Annotated in this window: 13 protein-coding genes and 3 pseudogenes; 9 read left to right on the plus strand and 7 right to left on the minus strand. The window is 61.4% G+C overall.

The features are described 5' to 3' along the window. Positions 1-112: 112 nt before the first annotated feature. Positions 113-475 (minus strand): annotated as a pseudogene (locus G7020_RS22540) (DUF4158 domain-containing protein); the annotation flags it as partial. A 276-nt stretch (positions 476-751) separates the two neighbouring features. On the opposite strand from G7020_RS22540, the gene G7020_RS22545 reads away from it, so the two are divergent. Together G7020_RS22545 and G7020_RS22550 are read left to right on the plus strand one after the other, a co-directional pair. After that, positions 752-1,297 (plus strand): recombinase family protein, encoded by a 546-nt coding sequence (locus tag G7020_RS22545; protein WP_004574810.1) that lies wholly within the window; start codon positions 752-754, stop codon positions 1,295-1,297. Positions 1,298-1,372: 75 nt separating this feature from the next. Then, positions 1,373-1,591 (plus strand): annotated as a pseudogene (locus G7020_RS22550) (AraC family ligand binding domain-containing protein); the annotation flags it as partial. A gap of 242 nt (positions 1,592-1,833) precedes the next feature. Here the strand turns inward: G7020_RS22550 and G7020_RS22555 are convergent. After that, positions 1,834-3,105, minus strand: a complete 1,272-nt coding sequence (locus tag G7020_RS22555; protein WP_143038274.1) for an IS4-like element ISPa1635 family transposase — start codon at positions 3,103-3,105, stop codon at positions 1,834-1,836. Positions 3,106-3,219: 114 nt separating this feature from the next. Between G7020_RS22555 and G7020_RS22560 the strand changes: the two genes are divergently transcribed. The 7 genes from G7020_RS22560 (at position 3,220) to G7020_RS22590 (ending at position 11,756) form a co-directional block, all read left to right on the plus strand. Continuing rightward, the gene (locus G7020_RS22560; protein WP_258189458.1) at positions 3,220-4,932 is read left to right on the plus strand and encodes a 3-hydroxyacyl-CoA dehydrogenase NAD-binding domain-containing protein; all 1,713 of its coding nucleotides are present in this window, start codon (positions 3,220-3,222) and stop codon (positions 4,930-4,932) included. Positions 4,933-4,980: 48 nt separating this feature from the next. Then, positions 4,981-6,165 carry an acetyl-CoA C-acyltransferase gene (locus G7020_RS22565; protein ID WP_181087110.1) on the plus strand — a complete coding sequence of 395 codons (1,185 nt, stop codon included), beginning with the start codon at positions 4,981-4,983 and terminating at the stop codon, positions 6,163-6,165. Next, the gene (locus tag G7020_RS22570; RefSeq protein ID WP_181087111.1) at positions 6,165-6,947 is read left to right on the plus strand and encodes an SDR family NAD(P)-dependent oxidoreductase; all 783 of its coding nucleotides are present in this window, start codon (positions 6,165-6,167) and stop codon (positions 6,945-6,947) included. Before G7020_RS22565 ends, G7020_RS22570 begins: the two co-directional genes overlap by 1 nt. 77 nt (positions 6,948-7,024) lie before the next feature. Next, entirely contained in the window at positions 7,025-8,644 is a 1,620-nt protein-coding gene (locus G7020_RS22575; protein WP_181087112.1) for a methyl-accepting chemotaxis protein, read from the plus strand. A gap of 29 nt (positions 8,645-8,673) precedes the next feature. Continuing rightward, positions 8,674-9,834, plus strand: a complete 1,161-nt coding sequence (locus G7020_RS22580; protein WP_181087113.1) for a porin — start codon at positions 8,674-8,676, stop codon at positions 9,832-9,834. An 11-nt stretch (positions 9,835-9,845) separates the two neighbouring features. Then, complete coding sequence (locus tag G7020_RS22585; protein WP_181087114.1) at positions 9,846-10,250, plus strand: phosphate ABC transporter substrate-binding protein; 405 nt, start codon at positions 9,846-9,848, stop codon at positions 10,248-10,250. Between the two features lie 81 nt (positions 10,251-10,331). Further along, on the plus strand, positions 10,332-11,756 hold the full coding sequence (locus G7020_RS22590; protein WP_181087115.1) for a coniferyl aldehyde dehydrogenase: 1,425 nt from the start codon (positions 10,332-10,334) through the stop codon (positions 11,754-11,756). Positions 11,757-11,995: 239 nt separating this feature from the next. Here G7020_RS22590 and G7020_RS22595 read toward each other — a convergent pair. The 5 genes and pseudogenes from G7020_RS22595 to G7020_RS22615 all read right to left on the minus strand — a co-directional run. Further along, positions 11,996-13,573 (minus strand): annotated as a pseudogene (locus G7020_RS22595) (GMC family oxidoreductase); the annotation flags it as partial. Positions 13,574-13,644: 71 nt separating this feature from the next. Then, positions 13,645-14,607: an alpha/beta hydrolase gene (locus G7020_RS22600; protein ID WP_181087117.1), complete on the minus strand. Its 963-nt coding sequence runs from the start codon at positions 14,605-14,607 to the stop codon at positions 13,645-13,647. Between the two features lie 8 nt (positions 14,608-14,615). Further along, positions 14,616-16,253, minus strand: a complete 1,638-nt coding sequence (locus G7020_RS22605; RefSeq protein WP_181087118.1) for a 3-(methylthio)propionyl-CoA ligase — start codon at positions 16,251-16,253, stop codon at positions 14,616-14,618. Between the two features lie 95 nt (positions 16,254-16,348). Beyond that, the gene (locus tag G7020_RS22610; RefSeq protein ID WP_181087119.1) at positions 16,349-17,845 is read right to left on the minus strand and encodes a flavin-containing monooxygenase; all 1,497 of its coding nucleotides are present in this window, start codon (positions 17,843-17,845) and stop codon (positions 16,349-16,351) included. Between the two features lie 658 nt (positions 17,846-18,503). Next, a complete protein-coding gene (locus G7020_RS22615; RefSeq protein WP_258189457.1) occupies positions 18,504-18,854 on the minus strand; it encodes a helix-turn-helix transcriptional regulator in 351 nt (116 codons plus the stop codon). Positions 18,855-19,020 lie beyond the last annotated feature (166 nt).

Here is a 19,020-nt window from a genome sequence, read left to right on the forward strand (position 1 = left end):
ACCAATGCTCATCACTGAGCAGTAATCGGGGCATTGCAAACTCGTATCGATGTTGGGTCAGAGCTTCAAAGATACGAGTTTGCTCATATATATCAATTGGTTAGCACGAAACGGCAACAGACCCTAGCCCGTCGCTGCTATAGAAGGGTGTAACCTGCAGGTACTGCCGAACCGCCGCTTGGTGTCGGTAAAGGGTGCGGGGGTTGCTGTAGCGCGGAGCTATTCGTGCGCCGTAGCGAAGGCATTGTCGGACATGACTGATGAGCTCCTGAGGAAGCTCCTCGAACGGAACAAAATAGTGTAGCTGCTGAAACACCTTTAGTTGGATTGCCAGCCCAATCGATAGCGCTGGACTCTTAGCGGTGTTATTGACCCATTCGATCTCTGAATCAGACAGGGAATAGCATCGATGCAGCTCCTTAGCTGGCAACTGACTGGGCAAGAGCGGGTAGGCTGTCCTTTCCACCGAAGCCATTGAGTTCATCCCCCAAGTAAGGCAAAACATCAGCATAGACGGCTAGTCAGGCGGGGGATGACCAGCAATCAAGAACTCAATAAATTTCCTTTTAGTTCAATATCTTGCAGAACGAATGTCCTAATTTTTGCCTTATCTCGGCATAACCCCGCATACAGTCTCCTTTCTCATAAGTTTGTGGACACGGTAAAGTGATCCTCCCAAGACGTCTATTAATTCGTTTATCGCTACTTCATAGACGGAAGATCTAAAAATCGACTTATGAGACATTTTGCCATGCGACTTTTTGGTTATGCCCGCGTCTCCACCAGTCAACAGTCCCTTGATGTACAGATAAAGGCGCTCAAGGCTGAAAACGTCAGAGCAACCCGAATTTTTACCGACAAGGTATCTGGCAGTCACGTGAACCGCGAAGGCCTAAGGATGCTCCGGCTCAAGGTCGAAGAAGGTGATGTGGTCCTGGTAAAAAAACTCGACCGGCTCGGTCGCGATACCGCGGACATGATCCAGCTCATTAAGGAGTTCGACGACATGGGCGTGGCCATCCGATTTTTGGATGACGGCATCAGCACAGAGGGAACCATGGGCAAAATGGTGGTGACCATCCTGTCAGCCGTGGCTCAGGCCGAACGCCTGCGGATACTGGAACGGACCAACGAAGGTCGTTTGGAAGCAAAGGCCAAGGGCGTGAAGTTTGGCCGCAAACCTACGGTGGACAAAGCCGAGGTATTCACGCTCCACGGTCAGGGTATCAGTGCGATGGAAATTGCCAAACGACTGAAGATTGGTCGCTCGACGGTCTACAAAGTGCTGGCATCATAAGTTCATCTGACAGACGCGTGCTGTCAGCCCCGCCCATGCTTAGCGTACTTTAAAATCCCTTTTCTGAGGCGCCCCCACCTGCAGCTATTGCTCAAGGGTCATTGCCTTTGGCGTGGCAATGGCTTGGAGCACTATTTTGCGCCAGGCGAACTATTGGTGATCAACCCGGATGACCGCGCGGAGCTGACTTATTCGGAGGAGTGCGAGAAATTCATTGTCAAATTGCCCTCGGTTATCATTGATAGCGCATGCAATGAGCTCAATTGGCAGAAGCCGAGTGGAGGTATCCGTTTCCCAATGTCATCAACCTAAGCTGCAGCCCTGCCCAAGGCAAGCCCCCCGAAGCAGCCAGCCGCCATGGCCGTCGGGCGATGACCAGGCCTCTGCCGCTCAATCAGGCGGTCTAACTGGGCTGGCGGTGATGTGATCATCGTCTGTTCCAGCTGTCTAGGCGAGATTTCTCGTTCTCCGGACGAGCCTATGCCGACCGCTTGTGGCCAGCTTTTTTTGCACGGAGGTTGGGCGGTGGTGTTTCTTCAGCGCGTCGGTTTGTAGCCCTCACAACCTCGGCTGGCTGCGCGTTTGCGTTGGCGCGCAAAGCTACGGCCTGAGCGTACGGCACTGAGGCTTTTAGCCATCAAGGCCAGCACATTGCTCAGCCCCTGAGCACAGTGCCGCACCAGCAGCTCGACCAGGGTATTTTTGAGCCGTGACACGCCTTGGGTGAAGTTGACTTTCCATCGCAGCTTGCGGCCTTTGTGGCGCTGTTCGATGACTGGCTGTAGCAGGTGCTGCATCAACAGCGCCAGGTTCTTCAACAGTTGAGCGGCATGAAAGTCCTGCTTTACAGCGGTCACGCTGCGGCCGCTGAAGTTGTCCAGCGTCAGGGTTTGTTTGAGGCGACGGAAGTCGGTTTCGATGCCCCAGCGGCGGTGGTAAAGCTCGGCAAACACCTCAGCGGGAAAGGCTTCTCGATCCAGCAACGAGGTCAGCAATACCTCGCTTTCGCCGTTGGCCAACTCGACCCGGATCAGTCTCAGCTCGATCTGGTTGGCAGGATCAACGCCAGCCTCGGAGCAGAACAGACGTGCTTCAGGATGGTTGGCCACGAAAAGCTGTGTGTCTTCAACTTGGCCAGAGTGTAGAAACGCTTTGACCTGGGCGTTATAGCCACAGGGCAGGCGCATCAGGAAATGTCGCCGGTGCTGCTCGAACAGCGCGAATAACCAGTGCCCAGGGTAACCACGGTCAAACAGCGTCAGGCTGTCAGCCGGCAGGTGCTCAAGGTGCAGATGGGCACAGTCGCGCTCGCCGACGGTCAGGGGCACGATCAGGCTATGCAGGGTTTGACCGTCAGCGACTTCGTAGAGTGTGGACAAGCGAGCCATGGGAAAGCCAGAGTGACTGCCAAAGAAGGTCGCCATGGTCGACTCCAGGGGTAAATGCACGGTCGAGCCATCCACCGCGAGCACCCTCAGCCCACGCCACTTCTGGCGCAGCCCGAAGCAGTCAATTTGTTGCTGCAGGAGGCGATTGAGACTTTCAAATACCTCGGGGTTGAGCTTTTTGCGCGCTTTGCAGAAGGCCTGCGCAGTGACCATTTGCGTCTCAGTCGACGCCTGATTGAGTACGCGATAGAACTGATCGAGTTCGGTTTGCAGGGCCGTGCGCGGCTGATTGAGCAGGAACAGGACGAGGTTCTTGAAGGTGAGCTGGCGTCGGCGGGTAAAGTCTTGAGGATTCTGGCGGTGGGCGGCGATGAAGGCGGGACAATCGAGCGGACTGGTTACTTTTTGTACAATTTTCAAACCAGGGCTTGGCTGGCGGTGTCAAGCGATGCGGTATAGGTAGTCAAAAGGGCTTCTCCCATGCACTGATTTGAGCGCTAATTATATGATATTTATGGATAACTTCCAAAGTTGATGACATTGGGCGGCACCCAGCGCCTGCCGCGCCTGATCGGCGTCGAGCCAGCGCTGGATATGATGATTTCCGGCCAGCCCATCGATGCGGGCCGCGCCGTCGAACTGGGTCTGCTCGATCGCCTAAGCGTAAGCAGCGAAAGCCTGCTAGACGAAGCCCGCACCTTCGCCCGTGAGTTGCTCGCGCAGCAGGCTCCGGCCCAGCGCAGCGCTCGCTTCGTCAACCCGGGCGAGAGCGTTGCCGCCGACTTCTTCGCCAACTTCCGCGCCGCCAACCAGCCGCGCTGGAAGAGCCGCCTGGCGCCGCGCCTGGTACTCGCCGCGGTGGAAGCCGCCTGCAGCCTGCCGCTGAACGAAGGCCTGGCCCGTGAGCACGAGCTGTTCACGGAGGCCGAGGCCTCCATGCAGTCGGCCGCGTTGCGCCATGTGTTCTTCGCCGAACGCGAGTCCGGGCGGATTCCCGGCATCGGCAAGGACATCGCGCTGCGCAACATCGAAAAAGTAGCGGTGATCGGTGCCGGCACCATGGGCGGCGGCATCGCCATGAACTTCGTCAATGCAGGTATTCCGGTGGCCTTGCTGGAGCTCAAGGGCGAGGCGTTGGACCGCGGCCTGGCGAATATCCGCAAGAACTACGAGATCAGCGTCAAGCGCGGCAAGCTGACCAGTGGCCAACTGGAGCAGCGCATGGAGCTGTTGTATGGCACTCTCGACTATGCCGACCTGGCCGACGCCGACCTGGTGATCGAGGCGGTGTTCGAGAAGCTGGAAATCAAGCAGCAGGTGTTCCGCGAGCTCGATCGGGTGTGCAAGCCGGGGGCGATCCTGGCCAGCAACACCTCGTCGCTGGACGTCGACGTGATTGCCGCGACCACCTCCCGCCCGCACGACGTGATCGGCCTGCACTTCTTCAGCCCGGCCAACGTCATGCGTCTGCTCGAAGTAGTGCGCGGCCAGGCCACCGCGGCGGACGTGCTGGCCACCACCATGAAGATCGCCAAGCACATCGGCAAGCTGCCGGTGATCTCCGGCGTGTGCTTCGGCTTCATCGGCAACCGCATGCTCGAGCCCTACTCGCGTGAGGCCCATCGCATGGTGCTGGAGGGCGCCACCCCCGCCCAGGTGGACGCAGTGCTCACCGGTATCGACCTGAACATGGGCGTGTTCAGCATGCTGGACCTGGCCGGCATCGACGTGAACTTCCTGGTGCGCAACTCCAACCGCGCCGCCTTCGCCCATGACGACAGCTACTGCCGCCTCGGCGACGAACTCTATGCCCTCGGCCGGCACGGCCAGAAGACCGGGCGCGGCTTCTACCTCTACGAGGGGCGCAATCGCCAGGACGACTACGAGGTGGTCGCGCTGGCCGAACGCCTGGCCGGCGAGCTGCACATCCCGCGCCGCCGCATCGACGATCAGGAAATCCACGACCGCTGCCTGTTCATGCTGATCAACGAGGGCATCCAGCTACTCGACGAAGGCATCGCCCTGCGCGCCAGTGATATCGACCTGGTATGGATCAACGGATATGGCTTTCCCGCCCACCTCGGCGGCCCCCTGCACTACGCAGAACAGCTCGGCCTGGACAAGGTGCTCGCCGGTATCCAGCACTATCGCCGCGCGCTCGGCGAATACGGCGAGATGTGGTTCAAGCCTGCGGCGCTGCTGGAGCGCCTGGTGGCCGCCGGCCACACCCGCATCGAGAAAATCTAAGCCTTCCGGGCCCGGGCAACGGGCCCATCCATACAGGACACCCGCATCATGAAAGAAGCCGTCATCCTATCCACCGCCCGTACGCCGATCGGCAAGGCGTTCCGCGGCGCCTTCAACAACCTCAAGTCGCCGAGCATGGCCAGCTTCGCGATCCGTGCGGCGGTCGAGCGCGCCGGCGTCGAGGCCGCCGAGATCGAAGACCTGGTCATGGGTACTGCGATGCCCGGCGGCACCGCCGGCTGGAACCTCGGCCGCATGGCCGCGCTGGCCTCCGGCCTGCCGCTGTCGGTCAGCGGCCAGACCCTCGACCGCCAGTGCGCCTCAGGCCTTATGGCCATCGCCACCGCCGCCAAGCAGATCCTGGTTGACGGCATGCAGGTCACCATCGGCGCCGGCCAGGAGCAGATCAGCCTGGTGCAAAACCGCCATATGGAATGGTCGTTCGCCGAGCGCGACGAGTTGGTGATGCGCCACGCCGAGCATGCCTATATGCCCATGCTGCACACGGCCGAGCTGGTGGCCCAGCGCTACGGCATCAGTCGCGAAGCCCAGGACGCCTACTCACTGCAATCCCAGCAGCGCACGGCGGCGGCCCAGGCCGCTGGCCTGTTCGACGGCGAGATCGTCCCGGTCACCGCCACCAAGCAGGTGGTCGACAAGGCCAGCGGCGCGGTCAGCTTCGAGGAGGTCACCCTGCGTCTCGACGAAGGCAACCGGGCGCAGACCGTGCTCGACGACCTGACCCGGCTCAAGCCGGTCGTCGAAGACGGCTGCATCACCGCCGGCAACGCCAGCCAGCTGTCCGACGGCGCCAGCGCCTGCGTGCTGATGGACGGCCGCCTGGCCGAACAACGTAATCTGGAACCGCTGGGCGCCTATCGCGGCATCGCCGTCGCCGGCCTGGCCCCGGAAGAAATGGGCATCGGCCCGGTGCTCGCGGTGCCCAAACTGCTCAAGCAGCACGGCCTGAAGATCGACGACATCGGCCTGTGGGAACTCAACGAAGCCTTCGCCTGCCAGGCCATCTACTGCCGCGACAAGCTGGGCATCGACAACGACCGCTACAACGTAAACGGCGGCGCCATCGCCATCGGCCACCCCTACGGCATGAGTGGCGCGCGCATGGTCGGCCACGCCCTGCTGGAAGGTAAGCGCCGTGGCGTGAAGTTCGTCGTGGTGACCATGTGCGTCGGCGGCGGCATGGGCGCTGCCGGCCTGTTCGAGGTGTTCTGATGAAAGCCGAATTCGCTGAACAGTTCTCCCTGGCCGGCCGCACCGTGCTGGTCACCGGTGCCTCCAGTGGCATCGGCGCACACCTGGCCCGCGTGGCAGGCCTCGCCGGCGCAAGAGTGGTACTCGCCGCCCGCCGCGTCGAGCGGCTCGAGCAAGTCGCCAAGGACATCGCCTGGGAGGGGGGCCAAGCGTTCGCCGTGGCTCTCGACGTCACCGACAGGGCCAGCGTCGAGGCAGCCTTTGATGCTGCCGAGGCGCATTTCGGCGTGATTGACGTGGTGCTCAACAACGCCGGCATCGGTAGCGGCCAACGCCCGCTGGAGATCAGCGAGGAGGACTGGCGCACCATGCTCTCGACCAACCTCGACGGTGTCTGGCGCATCGCTCAGGTGGCTGCCCAGCGCTTGGCCAAGACCAGACGTGGCGGCAGCATCGTCAATATCGCCTCGATCCTCGGCCTACGCGTCGGTACCGGCTACAGCCACTACTGCGCAGCCAAGGCCGGCGTGGTGCAGTTGACCAAATCGCTGGCACTGGAGCTGGCGCGCTATCACATCCGCGTCAATGCCATCGCACCGGGCTACTTCAAGACAGAGATGAACGACACCTACTTCAACAGCGACCAGGGCCGGGACTATATCCGCGGCGCCGTGCCCATGCGCCGCCTGGGCCGGCTCGAGGAACTGGACGGACCCTTCCTGCTGCTGGCCAGCGACGCCGGAGCCTACATGTCCGGCGCCGTGCTGGCCGTCGATGGTGGCCACCTGGTGGGCAGCCTCTGAGCACTCAGGTGCATGGTCTGGACATCGCCGGCCCCTGCACCACCCGAGCGTTCGTTCCATCAAGAGGAACTGAATCCATGTTCAAAGCCCTATCGCTGACCCTGAAACTATCCCTGCCCCCTGCAGTGGCACTGATTGGCCTGGTGCTGTTCGTGGCTTACACGGCGCTGCAGCTGGAGGGCAACGACACTCGCTTGGTGATCCTCGAGCAGCAGAGCTACCCGACGCTGGAAACCGCTGACAAGGCGATCTTCCAGTTCTCGCGCATTCCCGGCCTGTTCAACAGCGCAGTCGCTGCCGGCGAGCGGGAGACCCTGGAGGAGGCACGCAAGGTCCTGGCTGGCGTTAGCGCCAGCCTGAGTGATCTGGAGTCGCTGACGGACGTGCGAAGCGACAGGGCGCAGGAGCTGCAGGCTTGGTCGGCGGCCATCCGGCGCTACGCCGACAATGCCTTCGCCTCCTCGGAGCAACTGCTCGAGGGCGCCGCCTTCGAGGATCTGCGGCCGAGTCTCGATCGCATGGCCAGTGACCTCCAGCAAGCACGCGATGCCGGCGAGCGTTTGCGCAGCCATGCCTACGCCGACTTCCAGAGCAGCCTGATGCAGGTCAGGAGCGACAACGCCACCACCACCCAAGCCGGCTATCTGCTCAGCGGCATCCTGCTGTTGGTGGTCAGCCTCGGTTCGGTGCTGGTGATCCGCCAGGTCATGAACAACATCCGGGGCGTTATCACCTCGCTCAGGGCTATTGCCAGCGGCGAAGGCGACCTGACTCGTCATGTCAATGTCCAGTCCGAAGACGAGATCGGCGAGATGATCGGCCTGTTCAACGGCCTGCTCGACAGGCTGCAGGGCACCATCCGCCAGGTCATCTCAACGGCCGGCCCCCTCGAGCAGATGTCCCGCGACCTGCATCGTTTGACCCGGGGCGCGGAACAGAGCGCGCACTCCCAGCAGGAGCGTACGGAATCGATCAGCCGCGACATCGACACCATGAGCAGCAGCATCCAAGAAGTGGCGCAACGCTCGCGCCAGGCTTCGGAAGAGGCCAGCGCCGCCACCCGCCAAGCCGACGAGGCGCGGCAGAACATCGACAGCCTGTCCTCCGGCATCGACGACCTGGGCAGTAGCGTGCTCAGCTCGGTGCAGGCCATGCAACAGCTGGAGGAAGAGACCCAGCAAGTCGGTTCCGTGCTGACGGTCATCCGCAGCATCGCCGAACAGACCAACCTGCTCGCCCTCAACGCCGCCATCGAAGCCGCGCGGGCCGGCGAGCAGGGTCGCGGCTTCGCCGTGGTGGCCGACGAAGTGCGCAACCTGGCGCAGAAGACCGCCGCCTCCACCGCGGAGATCCAGAGCATCATCCAGCGCCTGCAAAGCAGCGCCAACGACGTGTTGCACGCCATGACCCTGAATGGCGCCAAGGCCAGGGCCAGCATCGAACGCTCCGAGCAGGCCACCCAGACCCTCGAGGCGATCGCCCGGGCCGTGCGCCAGATCGATGAATTGAACGCCGGGATCGCCCTTTTCACCCAGGAGCAGATCGGCCTTTCCCGTTCGATCCAGCAGGACACCGAGATGCTGCAGCAGGACACCCAGGCCACGACGCAAGGCGCCGACGCCACCGCGCGCCTCGGCGAACAGCTGGTCAGCACCGGGGACCAGCTGCGCAGCGCCACCGCCCAGTTCCGCATCTGACCCTTCCCAACCACAAGAGCAGTAGACGCATGCAAAGCATCAGAGCACTCGGTCTCGCCAGTCTTCTCGCGAGTATTCCGGCCATGGCCCTGGAACAAGGCGAATATCGATTCAACGGCTTCGGCACCGCCGGCATCACCCACCTGGGTGGCGAGGATGACGGACGCAGCTTCGGCATCAACGGCCAAACCACCGATAGCTGGCGCGGCGACCAGTTGTCCAAGCTGGGCGGCCAGATCCAGTACGGGCTCACCGACAGGCTGGGCCTGACAGTGCAGGCCACCCTCAAGCCGGAGCAGGACAGCTGGAAGGGCAACCTGGAATGGTCCTACCTCTCCTGGGCCGCAGCCGATGGCCTGACCTTACGTGCCGGCCGCCTGCGCACACCGATCTACATGTACTCGGAAACCCTCGATGTCGGCTTCGCCCAGCCCTGGCTGCGCCTACCGGATGAGGTCTACAGCCAGGTCCAGTTGAGCAACTACGAAGGCGGCGACATTCTCTACAGCCTGCCTGTCGACATCGGCTCTTTAGCTTTCCAATTGGCGGGTGGCCAGGCGCTCAAGCGCAACCTGTTCGCCATGGATGAACTGCACGACATCGACTACAAGAAGATCTTCGCCGCCAACGTCAGCCTGGCAACCAACGACTTCGGCACCCTGCGCCTGGGCTACGCCGAAGCGGATATCGATACCGACCTGAGCGCGTCGGTCATTGCACCCGGCGGTGTACCCGCGAACATCGACTTCCTGAGCCTGGACCGACCCAAGGGCCGCTTCACCTCCATCGGCTACCAGTACGACGACGGTACCTGGCTGTCGTCCAATGAGTGGACCCGCAATAACACCGAAGGCGACCAGCAAGGCAACATCGATGCCTTCTACCTCATGGCCGGCCGGCGCTTCGGCGATCTGCTGGTGCACCTCACCTACGCCCAGCTCGACGAAGACAACGGCCGCCAGAGCTCTTGGACCTATGGTGCGAACTACAACCTGGCGCCGACCGTCGTCCTCAAGGGCGAATACAAGCGGGTCGACACCCGCGGCAACGGCTATCGCGGCACCTTTGTGGAAAGCGCCCAGGAAACCTTCGACCACGCAGTCTTCGCGGCCAGCAACGGTGCGGCTGGCGTGCCCTCACGCAACTACGACGGCGACATCGTCAGCGTCGGCGTCGACTTCGTGTTCTAAGGAGTGAACAGATGAACCCACTCATCAGCGCAATCATCGCCGCCGTCCTGGCGACGGCAGCCACCCTCACCCAAGCAGAGGTTGTGGTGATCGTCAACGCCGAAGCCAGCGCCGCGCCCAGCCAGGCCGAGGTGTCGAACATCTTCCTGGGCAAGAACAACAGCCTCAAGGGCATCGACCAGAAAGGCTGGAACCCGACCAAGGAGAAGTTCTACAGCGTAGTCACCAACAAGAACGAAACGCAGCTCAAGTCGTATTGGTCCGGACTGATATTCACCGGCAAGGGCCAACCGCTGCAAAGCGCCGCCGATGACGCCTCGGTGGTGGCGATAGTGGGCAGCGAGGTGAATGCCATCGGCTATGTCGACAAGGGCGTCATCGACGACAAGGTGAAGGTGCTTTTCGCCCTGCCCTGATACGAACCTCGCTGACTCACCTGCCAGGCTCCGCCCCCTGGAGCCTGGCTGTCACTCTCGCAATCCTCGGAGTTTCTCCCCATGTCGATCGAGCAAGTCGGGCCGGCCGTCGAACAGATGCGCCAGCTCTTCGCCAGGCAGCGCGCGGCCTTCGCAGCTGAACGCTATCCGTCCTATCAGGTGCGCCGCGCCAACCTATTGGCTCTCAAGGCGCTGGTACTGGATAACGCCGATGGGATTGCCGCCGCCATATCGGCCGATTTCGGCCACCGTTCCGTGCACGAGAGCAAGCTGTTGGACATCTTTGGCCTGGTCAGCGAAATCAATCACGCGCTCAAGTACCTGAGGCGCTGGATGAAGCCACAACAGCGTGGCGTCGGGATCTGGTTCCAGCCCGGGCGCGCGGCGCTGCTCGCACAGCCGCTCGGAGTGATTGGTATTGCTGCGCCCTGGAACTATCCGCTTTACCTGACGCTGGGGCCGCTGTGCGGCGCCCTGGCCGCCGGCAACCGTGCCATGATCAAGATCGCCAGCGACTCCAGCCACTATGGGGAGTTGCTGGCGCGCCTGCTTGGCCAGCGTTTCAACCAAGACCTGGTAGCGGTGATCCAGCCCGGGCCTGGGATCAATGACCAGTTCTCACGCCTGCCTTTCGATCACCTGATCTTCACCGGCTCGCCGGCGATCGGCCGGCAGATCATGCGCAATTGCAGCGAGAACCTGACGCCGGTGACCCTGGAGCTGGGCGGCAAGTCGCCGACCCTGGTGGCGCCGGGCTATTCCCTGCAGCGAGCCGCCGAGACGATCCTCTGGGGCAAGTGCCTGAACTCCGGGCAGACCTGCGTGGCGCCCGACTACCTGTTCCTGCCCGCAGGCAGCGAAACCGAATTCATCGAACACGCCATGGCTGCCGTAGCCCGCAACTACCCGCAGCCGCTGGGGGCCAACCCGGACTACAGCTGCATGATCAACGCCCGCCAGTTGGCACGGGTCGAGGCCCTGCTGGCCGACGCCCGCGACAAGGGCGCCTTGGTAGTGGCGTTGGCCGATGCCGAGGAGGCCCGCCGGGCCGGCAAGCTGGCACCGCATCTGCTGTTCAACGTGCGCGACGACATGCAGATCATGCAGGAGGAGATCTTCGGCCCCTTATTGCCGGTGCTCATCTACCAGCAACTGGAAGAGGCCGTGGACTACATCAACGCCCATGAACGGCCCCTGGCGCTGTACCTGTTCGACGAGGAACCGGGGCGAGTCCAGCAAGTGCTGCGCCAGACGCTTTCCGGTGGCGTCTCGGTCAACAGCGTGATGCTGCATGTGCTGCAGGAGAACCTACCATTCGGCGGGGTCGGCAATTCCGGGCTGGGTCACTATCACGCGGAAGAAGGCTTCCAGACCTTCAGCAAGATGCGGCCGGTCTTCTACCAGGCGCGCTTCAACGGCAGCTTCCTGCTCAAGCCGCCCTATGGCCGGCTGACCCAGGGGCTGCTGCGGCTGCTGCTGCGCTGACTGCCATCTCTGCTCCTTGTGGCGCCCTTCGGGGCGTCTTTTTTTGATGCAGAGTGGGCATGAGTGGCTGCATCGCTCAGCCTTGCGCTGCGTGACGCAGCCACCATTGTCACCAGCACTTAGCCGGTTCAATGCAGGCCGTCGGAAGTCCTTGCCTAGACGGGCTGGCCCGCGCTGACTTGGTACTCGTGCAGGCGCATGGCGGCCACGCCAGGGTCACGTCCGTGCTGCTGTTCACTCGCCATGGCGACCCACTCGGCGCCGCGCTCAGCAATCATGATGGAGGCGGCGTTGGTATTGCCGCCGACCAGGGTCGGCATGATCGACGCATCGATCACGCGCAGCCCTTCGACTCCATGGACGCGCAACTGGCTGTCGACTACGGCCATCTCATCCTGGCCCATCTTGCAGGTGCCGACTGGGTGGTAGATGGAATCGGTGCGCTGGCGCAACAGGTCGATCAATTGCTCGTCGCTGTGCAGGTCCTTGCTGTAGAGGTCGCGCAGACCGAAGCGCGCCATCGGCGCCTGGCCGATGATCTCGCGGGTCATGCGATAGCCCTTGAGCAGGGTCTGTACATCGTCGTCGTAACCGAGAAAGTTTGGGTCAATACGCGGCGCCGTACTTGGGTTGGCGGAGGACAGGCCGACACTGCCAATGCTTTTCGGCCTCAGCACGCACACATGGCAGCTGAAGCCATGACCCCAGTGCAGTTTGCGGTTATGGTCGTCTACCGTGCCGATCACCGCGTGCAGCTGGATATCCGGGCGCGCCAGGCTCACGTCGGTCTTGAGGAAACCGCCGGACTCGGCGCAGTTGCTACCCAGTGGGCCGCGCCGGTGGCGCAGGTAATCGACCAGGGCCTTACTCATCTTCAGGCTGCCGCCGAGCGATATGCCGAGCAGGGACGTGTCGCGGCTCTTGTAGCAGAGCACCGCATCCGGGTGATCCTGCAGGTTCTGGCCGACACCCGGCAGCTCGTGCCGAACGGCGATACCCTGGGGTTTCAGTTCGGCTTCCGGACCTATGCCGGACAGCATCAGCAGGTGCGGGCTGCCGAAGGCCCCAGCGGCCAGCAGGACTTCCTTGCGGGCTTTCAACTGCTGGCGCTCGCCTTTGACTAGGACCTGCACGCCAACGGCCTGCTTGCCGTCGAGCAGCACGCGCTCGGCGTGGGCGCCGGTCAGCACGGTGAGGTTGCTGCGCTCTCGCACCGGCTTGAGGAAGGCCGTGGCCGTGCTCCAACGACGACCGTCATGGATGGTGACATCGTAATAGCCGATGCCCTCCTGCTGGGCGCCGTTGAAGTCTGAGTTATAGCGGTGACCCGCCTGCATCGCCGCTTCGACAAAGGCCTCGGTAACGCTGTGGCGATGGGCAGGGTTGACGCGCAGCTCGCCATCGCCACCGTGATATTCGTTGCTGCCTTTGTGGTACCGCTCGCTCTTGCGGAAATGGGGCAGCACATCGGCGAAGGACCAGCCGTCGTTGCCCAGTGCCTGCCAATCATCGAAGTCGCTCTGGTGGCCACGGATATAGATCATGCCGTTGATCGAGCTGCTGCCACCGAGCACCTTGCCGCGGGGCTGATAGCCGAGGCGCCCGCTCAACCCCGGCTGTGGCACGGTATGGAAAGCCCAGTTGACGTGGCGGGTCGGCACGATGGCGGCCACGCCAAGCGGCGTGTGGATAAGCGGCGATGTGTCTTCCGGGCCGGCTTCCAGCAGGCACACGCGGGTACTCGGATCGGCACTCAGGCGGTTCGCCAGAACGCAACCGGCAGAGCCGGCACCGACGATGATGTAGTCGAATTCCATTTTTGCGGCTCTCGAATAGGAGGCTGGAAGTGAGCGGTCAGGGTAGGTGTCGGGGCAGGACTTGCGGCGTACTAGCCACCCCAATCCGTGTATCGATGGATGAAGGCGCGGATACGCTGCTCCGCTTCCCGGGTCTGCGGCAGTGCCGGAATCAGCTGGAACACATGCGCCATGCGCTGCCATATCTCCAGCTGCACCGGCACGCCGGCGGCATCAGCCCTGGCCGCGGCGCGCACCGAGTCGTCCAGCAGCATTTCCGTGCTGCCCACCTGGAACAATAAGGGCGGCAGGCCCGCGAAATCGCCGAGCAGTGGCGATACCGAGGCGTGCGAGTAGATCTCGGGGGGCGCGTAGAAATCCCGCACGCCGACGGCGAAGGGCAGCGTGAAGATCGGGTCGTGAGGAGCGTTGCTGCGTGCACTTTCGCCGCTTAGGGTGAGGTCCAGAAAGGGGGAAAGCAGCACCGCACAGCTCGGCAACGGCTGCTGGTCGGCCTTGAGGCGTTGCAGCGTGGCCAGGACCAGATTGCCGCCAGCGGAGTCACCGGCGATGACGATGTCCCTGGCCTCGAACCCTTGGCCCAGCAGCCAGCGATAGGCAGCCAGGCATTCCTCCAGCGCAGTGGGGTATGGATGTTCCGGGGCCAGGCTGTAGTCCACCAGCAGCGCGCGGGTTTTCAGGTTCTGGCACCAGGACGCCACCATGGCGGCATACACATCGGGGGTATAGGCCACGAATGCGCCGCCGTGGATATATAGCAGCACCCGCTCCGGCCGATGGCCTACAGGCGACAGCCACTGGGCGGCCACACCATCGCAGTCGACGCTCTGTCGTTGCACGCTGGCCAGGAGCGAGGGGGAAGCCTGGCGATTGAGCTGGCTGAATTGTTTACGCAGCTTGGGAATGTCGATGTGCAAGCCAAGCCTGGACTTGACCGTGAGACGCAGCAGCAGATTGAGCGCCTCGCTCTTCCAGCGCCCCTGACCGGGATGGATAACCTGAGTGAAGGTGTTCGCGTACTGGCGTTTGCTCATGGGTCACCTCAGGCGCTTGCGCGGTCGGCGCTGGGCCAGCGGTACTCGCGCAGTTGCTCACGCAACTGCAGCTTGCTGATCTTGCCGGTAGCGGTATGGGGAATTTCCTCGACGAACACCACGTCATCAGGAATGCAGAACTTGGCGACCTTGCCCTGATACTGGGCCAGGATCTCTTCGCGGCTCACGCCCTGCCCCGCCTTTCTCACAACCACCAGCAAAGGCCGCTCATCCCATTTCGGATGGGCGATGCCCACAGCCGCAGCCTCGGAGACAGCCGGATGGCCCATGGCGATGTTTTCCAACTCGATGGAGCTGATCCACTCGCCACCGGACTTGATTACGTCCTTGGCACGGTCGGTGATCTGCATGAAGCCGTCGCGGTCCAGGGTGGCCACGTCGCCTGTCGGGAACCAACCGTCCAACAGCGGGCTGTCGCTGTTGCGGAAGTACTGGTCAAGAACCCAATGGCCACGCACCATCAGCGCACCCGAGGTCTTGCCGTCGCGCGGCAAGGCATTGCCCTCCTCGTCGACTATCTTCAGGTCAATGCCGAAGGGAGGCCGGCCCTGCTTGACCTCGATGGCAAAGCGCTGCTGCTCGTCCAGCTTGAGCTGCGAGGCCTTGGGGGCATTGATCGTGCCGATCGGCGACATTTCCGTCATGCCCCAGGCGTGCTGAATCTTGATGCCGAACTCGTTCTCGAAGCTCTTCATCAGGGCCGGCGGGCAAGCCGCGCCACCGACGACCATGCGCTTGACACTCGACAGTGCCCTGCCCTTTTGCTGCATGTGCTGCAGCAGGCTGAGCCACACGGTGGGAACGCCGGCGGAGCAGGTGACGCCCTCGCTCTCGAACAGTTCGAAGACGCTCTCGCCGTCCAGGGCGGCCCCGGGAAACACCAGTTTGGCGCCGGCCAGGGGCGCCGAGTATGGAAGGCCCCAGGCGTTGACGTGAAACATGGGTACCACGGGGGCGATCACGTCGCGGCTGGAGAGAGCCAGTGCGTCCGGCAGCGCACTGGAGATGGCGTGCAACAGGGTCGAACGGTGCGAGTAGAGCACACCCTTGGGGTTGCCCGTGGTTCCCGAGGTGTAGCACAGGGCTGCCGCCGAGCGCTCATCGAGCTGTGGCCAGGCGAAATCCGCGCACTCTTCGGCCAGCAACTCCTCGTAGCACAGCAAGTTGGGGATATTCAGGGTCGGCATCAGCGCCCGCTCGCTAAGGGCGACCCAGTGCTTGACGTTCGGGCAGTGCGCCGCGATGGACTCGACCAGCGCGGCGAAGCTCAGGTCGAAGCAGACGATGCAGTCCTCGGCGTCGTTCACTATCCAGCCGATCTGCTCAGGAAAAAGACGGGGATTGATGGTATGGGTAATGGCCCCCATACCGGAGATCGCGTAGTACAGCTCGAAATGGCGATAACCATTCCACGCCAAGGTGCCAATTCGATCACCGGGTTGAATACCGAGCTTGGTCAGGGCATTCGCGGCTTTCTTCGCACGCAGGTGCGCGTCGGCATAGGTGTAGCGGTGCAGGGTACCTTCGTCCGTGCGGGAAACGATCTCGGTATCGCCATGATAGCGCTCGGCATGTTCCAGCAAGGAAGAGACGATCAGCGGCAGCGTCATCATTTGACCGTGCATAGTGTTCTCGCTTTTTTATTTTCTTGGGTACTGATTGACCAGGCGTGCCCCGTTTCGGGCTGGCAGTTAATGGCCTGGCGGCAATCGCCGGTTTTCTAACCGGCGACTCGCGAAACTTGCGCGTTGTATGCGTCTCGCCTGGTGGAAAGAAACTCCAGACGGCTGTCTTCGACGGGGTGGCGCAGGAGTATCTTCTTGTCGCGCCCGTAATGGTGAAGCACTTTCCAGGGGTAGGCCTTGCCCTGGCGCGGCAGCAAGTGCTGGTCACGTTGGATATATCCGGAGCTCAAGCCCAGGATGCCTTGATTGGTGGCGTTATCTTCATTGTCGAATGGCGTCACGACTTCAAGGTTGTACGTCTCCATATGTTTGAGCAGGCGGCACAGATACTCGGCAGCAATGGTGGACTTCAGCGTCCAGGAGATATTGGTGTAACCGATGATCCAGGCGAAGTTGGGCACGTTCTCTAGCAGCACGCCTTTGTAGGTCATCCGTTCGCCGACCGGACAGGCCTTGCCATCGATGGACATGGACATGCCGCCCAGCATCTGCAGCTTGAGGCCGGTCGCCGCAATGATGATGTCGGCCTGCAGTTCCTTGCCGGACTTCAGCAAAATGCCGTTCTCGGTAAAGCGCTCGATGTGGTCGGTTTCAACCGAGGCCTTGCCACTGCGCACCGTCTTGAACAGATCGCCATTGGGTACAGCGCAGAGTCGCTCGTCCCAAGGCATGTACTTGGGAGTGAAATGGCGCATGTCAACATCCGGGCCGACATTCTTGCGGACATGGGAGAGCAAAAACGCGCGCATCAGCTTCGGCCAGCGTCGGCACGCCAGATAGACGCCCCGGTAAAGCAAGATATTGCGCGTACGACCGAGACGCCTCGCCCAGCTTGCCGGCATGATGCATGACAATGCGGCAGTCAGCTTGTCGTCCGATGGCAGTGAATAGATATACGACGGAGAGCGCTGCAGCATGGTGATATGTCCAACCCGGCCTGCCATGGCCGGGATCAGGGTGGCCGCCGTTGCACCACTGCCGATCACCACCACGTGCTTGCCCCGGTAGTCCAAGTCGTCAGGCCAGTGCTGCGGATGCACCCGAGTACCTTTGAAGTTCTCTTCACCGGGGAACTTGGGAAGGAAGCCATCGTCGTGATTGTAGTAACCGGTACAGCACACGAGGAACTTGCAGCTGTAGTGCCGGATTTCACCGCTCGACTCGTGCAGGGCTGTCAGGTTCCACAGCCGCTGCTGGCTGGACCAGTCTGCACTGATGATTTTGATCCCATACTGGATCTTTTTGGTAATGCCATATTCCGTCGCGGTGTCTTCGATGTATTGACGGATTTCAGGACCATCGGCCAATACCTTGCGCTTGCTCCACGGTCGAAACTTGTAGCTAAAGCTGAGCATGTCCGAATCCGAGCGAATACCCGGATAGCGGAAGAGATCCCATGTGCCACCAATGCGCTCACGGCGCTCCAAGATTGCCAGGGATTTCTCCGGAAACTCCTTGGTGAAATGGCACGCCGTACCTATGCCCGACAGGCCCGCACCGATGATCAATATATCGTGATGTTGGTTGCTCATGGGGTCTCCACGCTTACGAAGTAAGTAGGGCAATCGATTATTGGAGTAACTGGGTGAGCGACAGGTCCGCTTTTACACGCCTCCGACAAGCCAGGCAGGTAATAACTTCAGGGCAAGCTACGGCGGAGTTCTTCACCGAATATATTTAGTTTTCACCCGATAGTCTTGTCGCGCTTGCCTGTCAGCATTTACGCAAGCCTCGAAATAAACAACAGGCCGTACACAGTAAATGCCACCTGCTTGACCACAACCCATAAGGGTGAAAACAAGGCCACCATCAAGCAAGCACCCCAACCACGCCGGAGGCAGCTAAGGACAGGCTAAGCGATCAATCAGGCAACCCACTGACAACAACAATATAAAGAAATAAAGACCAGCGCTTGCCTGCTCGTGACACATCCTTGACAACTGACGCCAACTGACACAACCCAAACCAGGATCAATAGTCCTGTGCTGACGAATTAAAAGAGCCGCAGGCAAGAACTCGATCAATAAGCCAATAAGGGAATTCAACGCCTAGGCACGAAACATCAGACCAAGGAAGCAGGTTACTTTTAACCCCCCCCTAGAAGAATTTTAGAAAATCAAATCATCAATGATTGAGAAAATGCACTTGTCGCATCATGCCCCCACTAAACATGGTGGCCACGACAGGCAATCAAGAGCGGGCACGACGGCGATACTCCAGAGGAGTGAGTTGATTCCACCGGCGAAAAGCACGACTAAAAGAACTGGCCTCTGAATACCCGAGCAACAAGGCGATATTGGTGAAACTGTAATCAGATCTCGCTATGTACTCTTCGGCCAAAGAGCGACGCACATCTTCAACGACTTGGGTAAAGTCCAGCCCCTGCTCGGAGAGTCGGCGCTGCAAGGTACGTACACCCATATTCATGCCACTGGCAACGAGCTCAATGCTTACCCCGCCACTGCCCAGACCGCTGGCAATATGTGCCCCCATTCGGCTAAGAAGCTCTGACTCAGAACGAGCAGAATGCTGCCGCTGCAAGAATGGCTCAAGCGCCTGATATAACCGAGTATCAGCGGTTAGCCCGGATTTCTCATGAGGCCGGCAGGCGTGGCCGGTGAAGCCTCGGTGTATCAACAACCTGCCTTCCACCGCTAAAAATTGATCGTTTTTTATTCAATTCCCGCGTATGGGGCGCACTGCCCCC

The organism is Stutzerimonas stutzeri, assembly GCF_013522825.1.
Classification (GTDB): Bacteria; Pseudomonadota; Gammaproteobacteria; order Pseudomonadales; family Pseudomonadaceae; genus Stutzerimonas; species Stutzerimonas stutzeri_AK.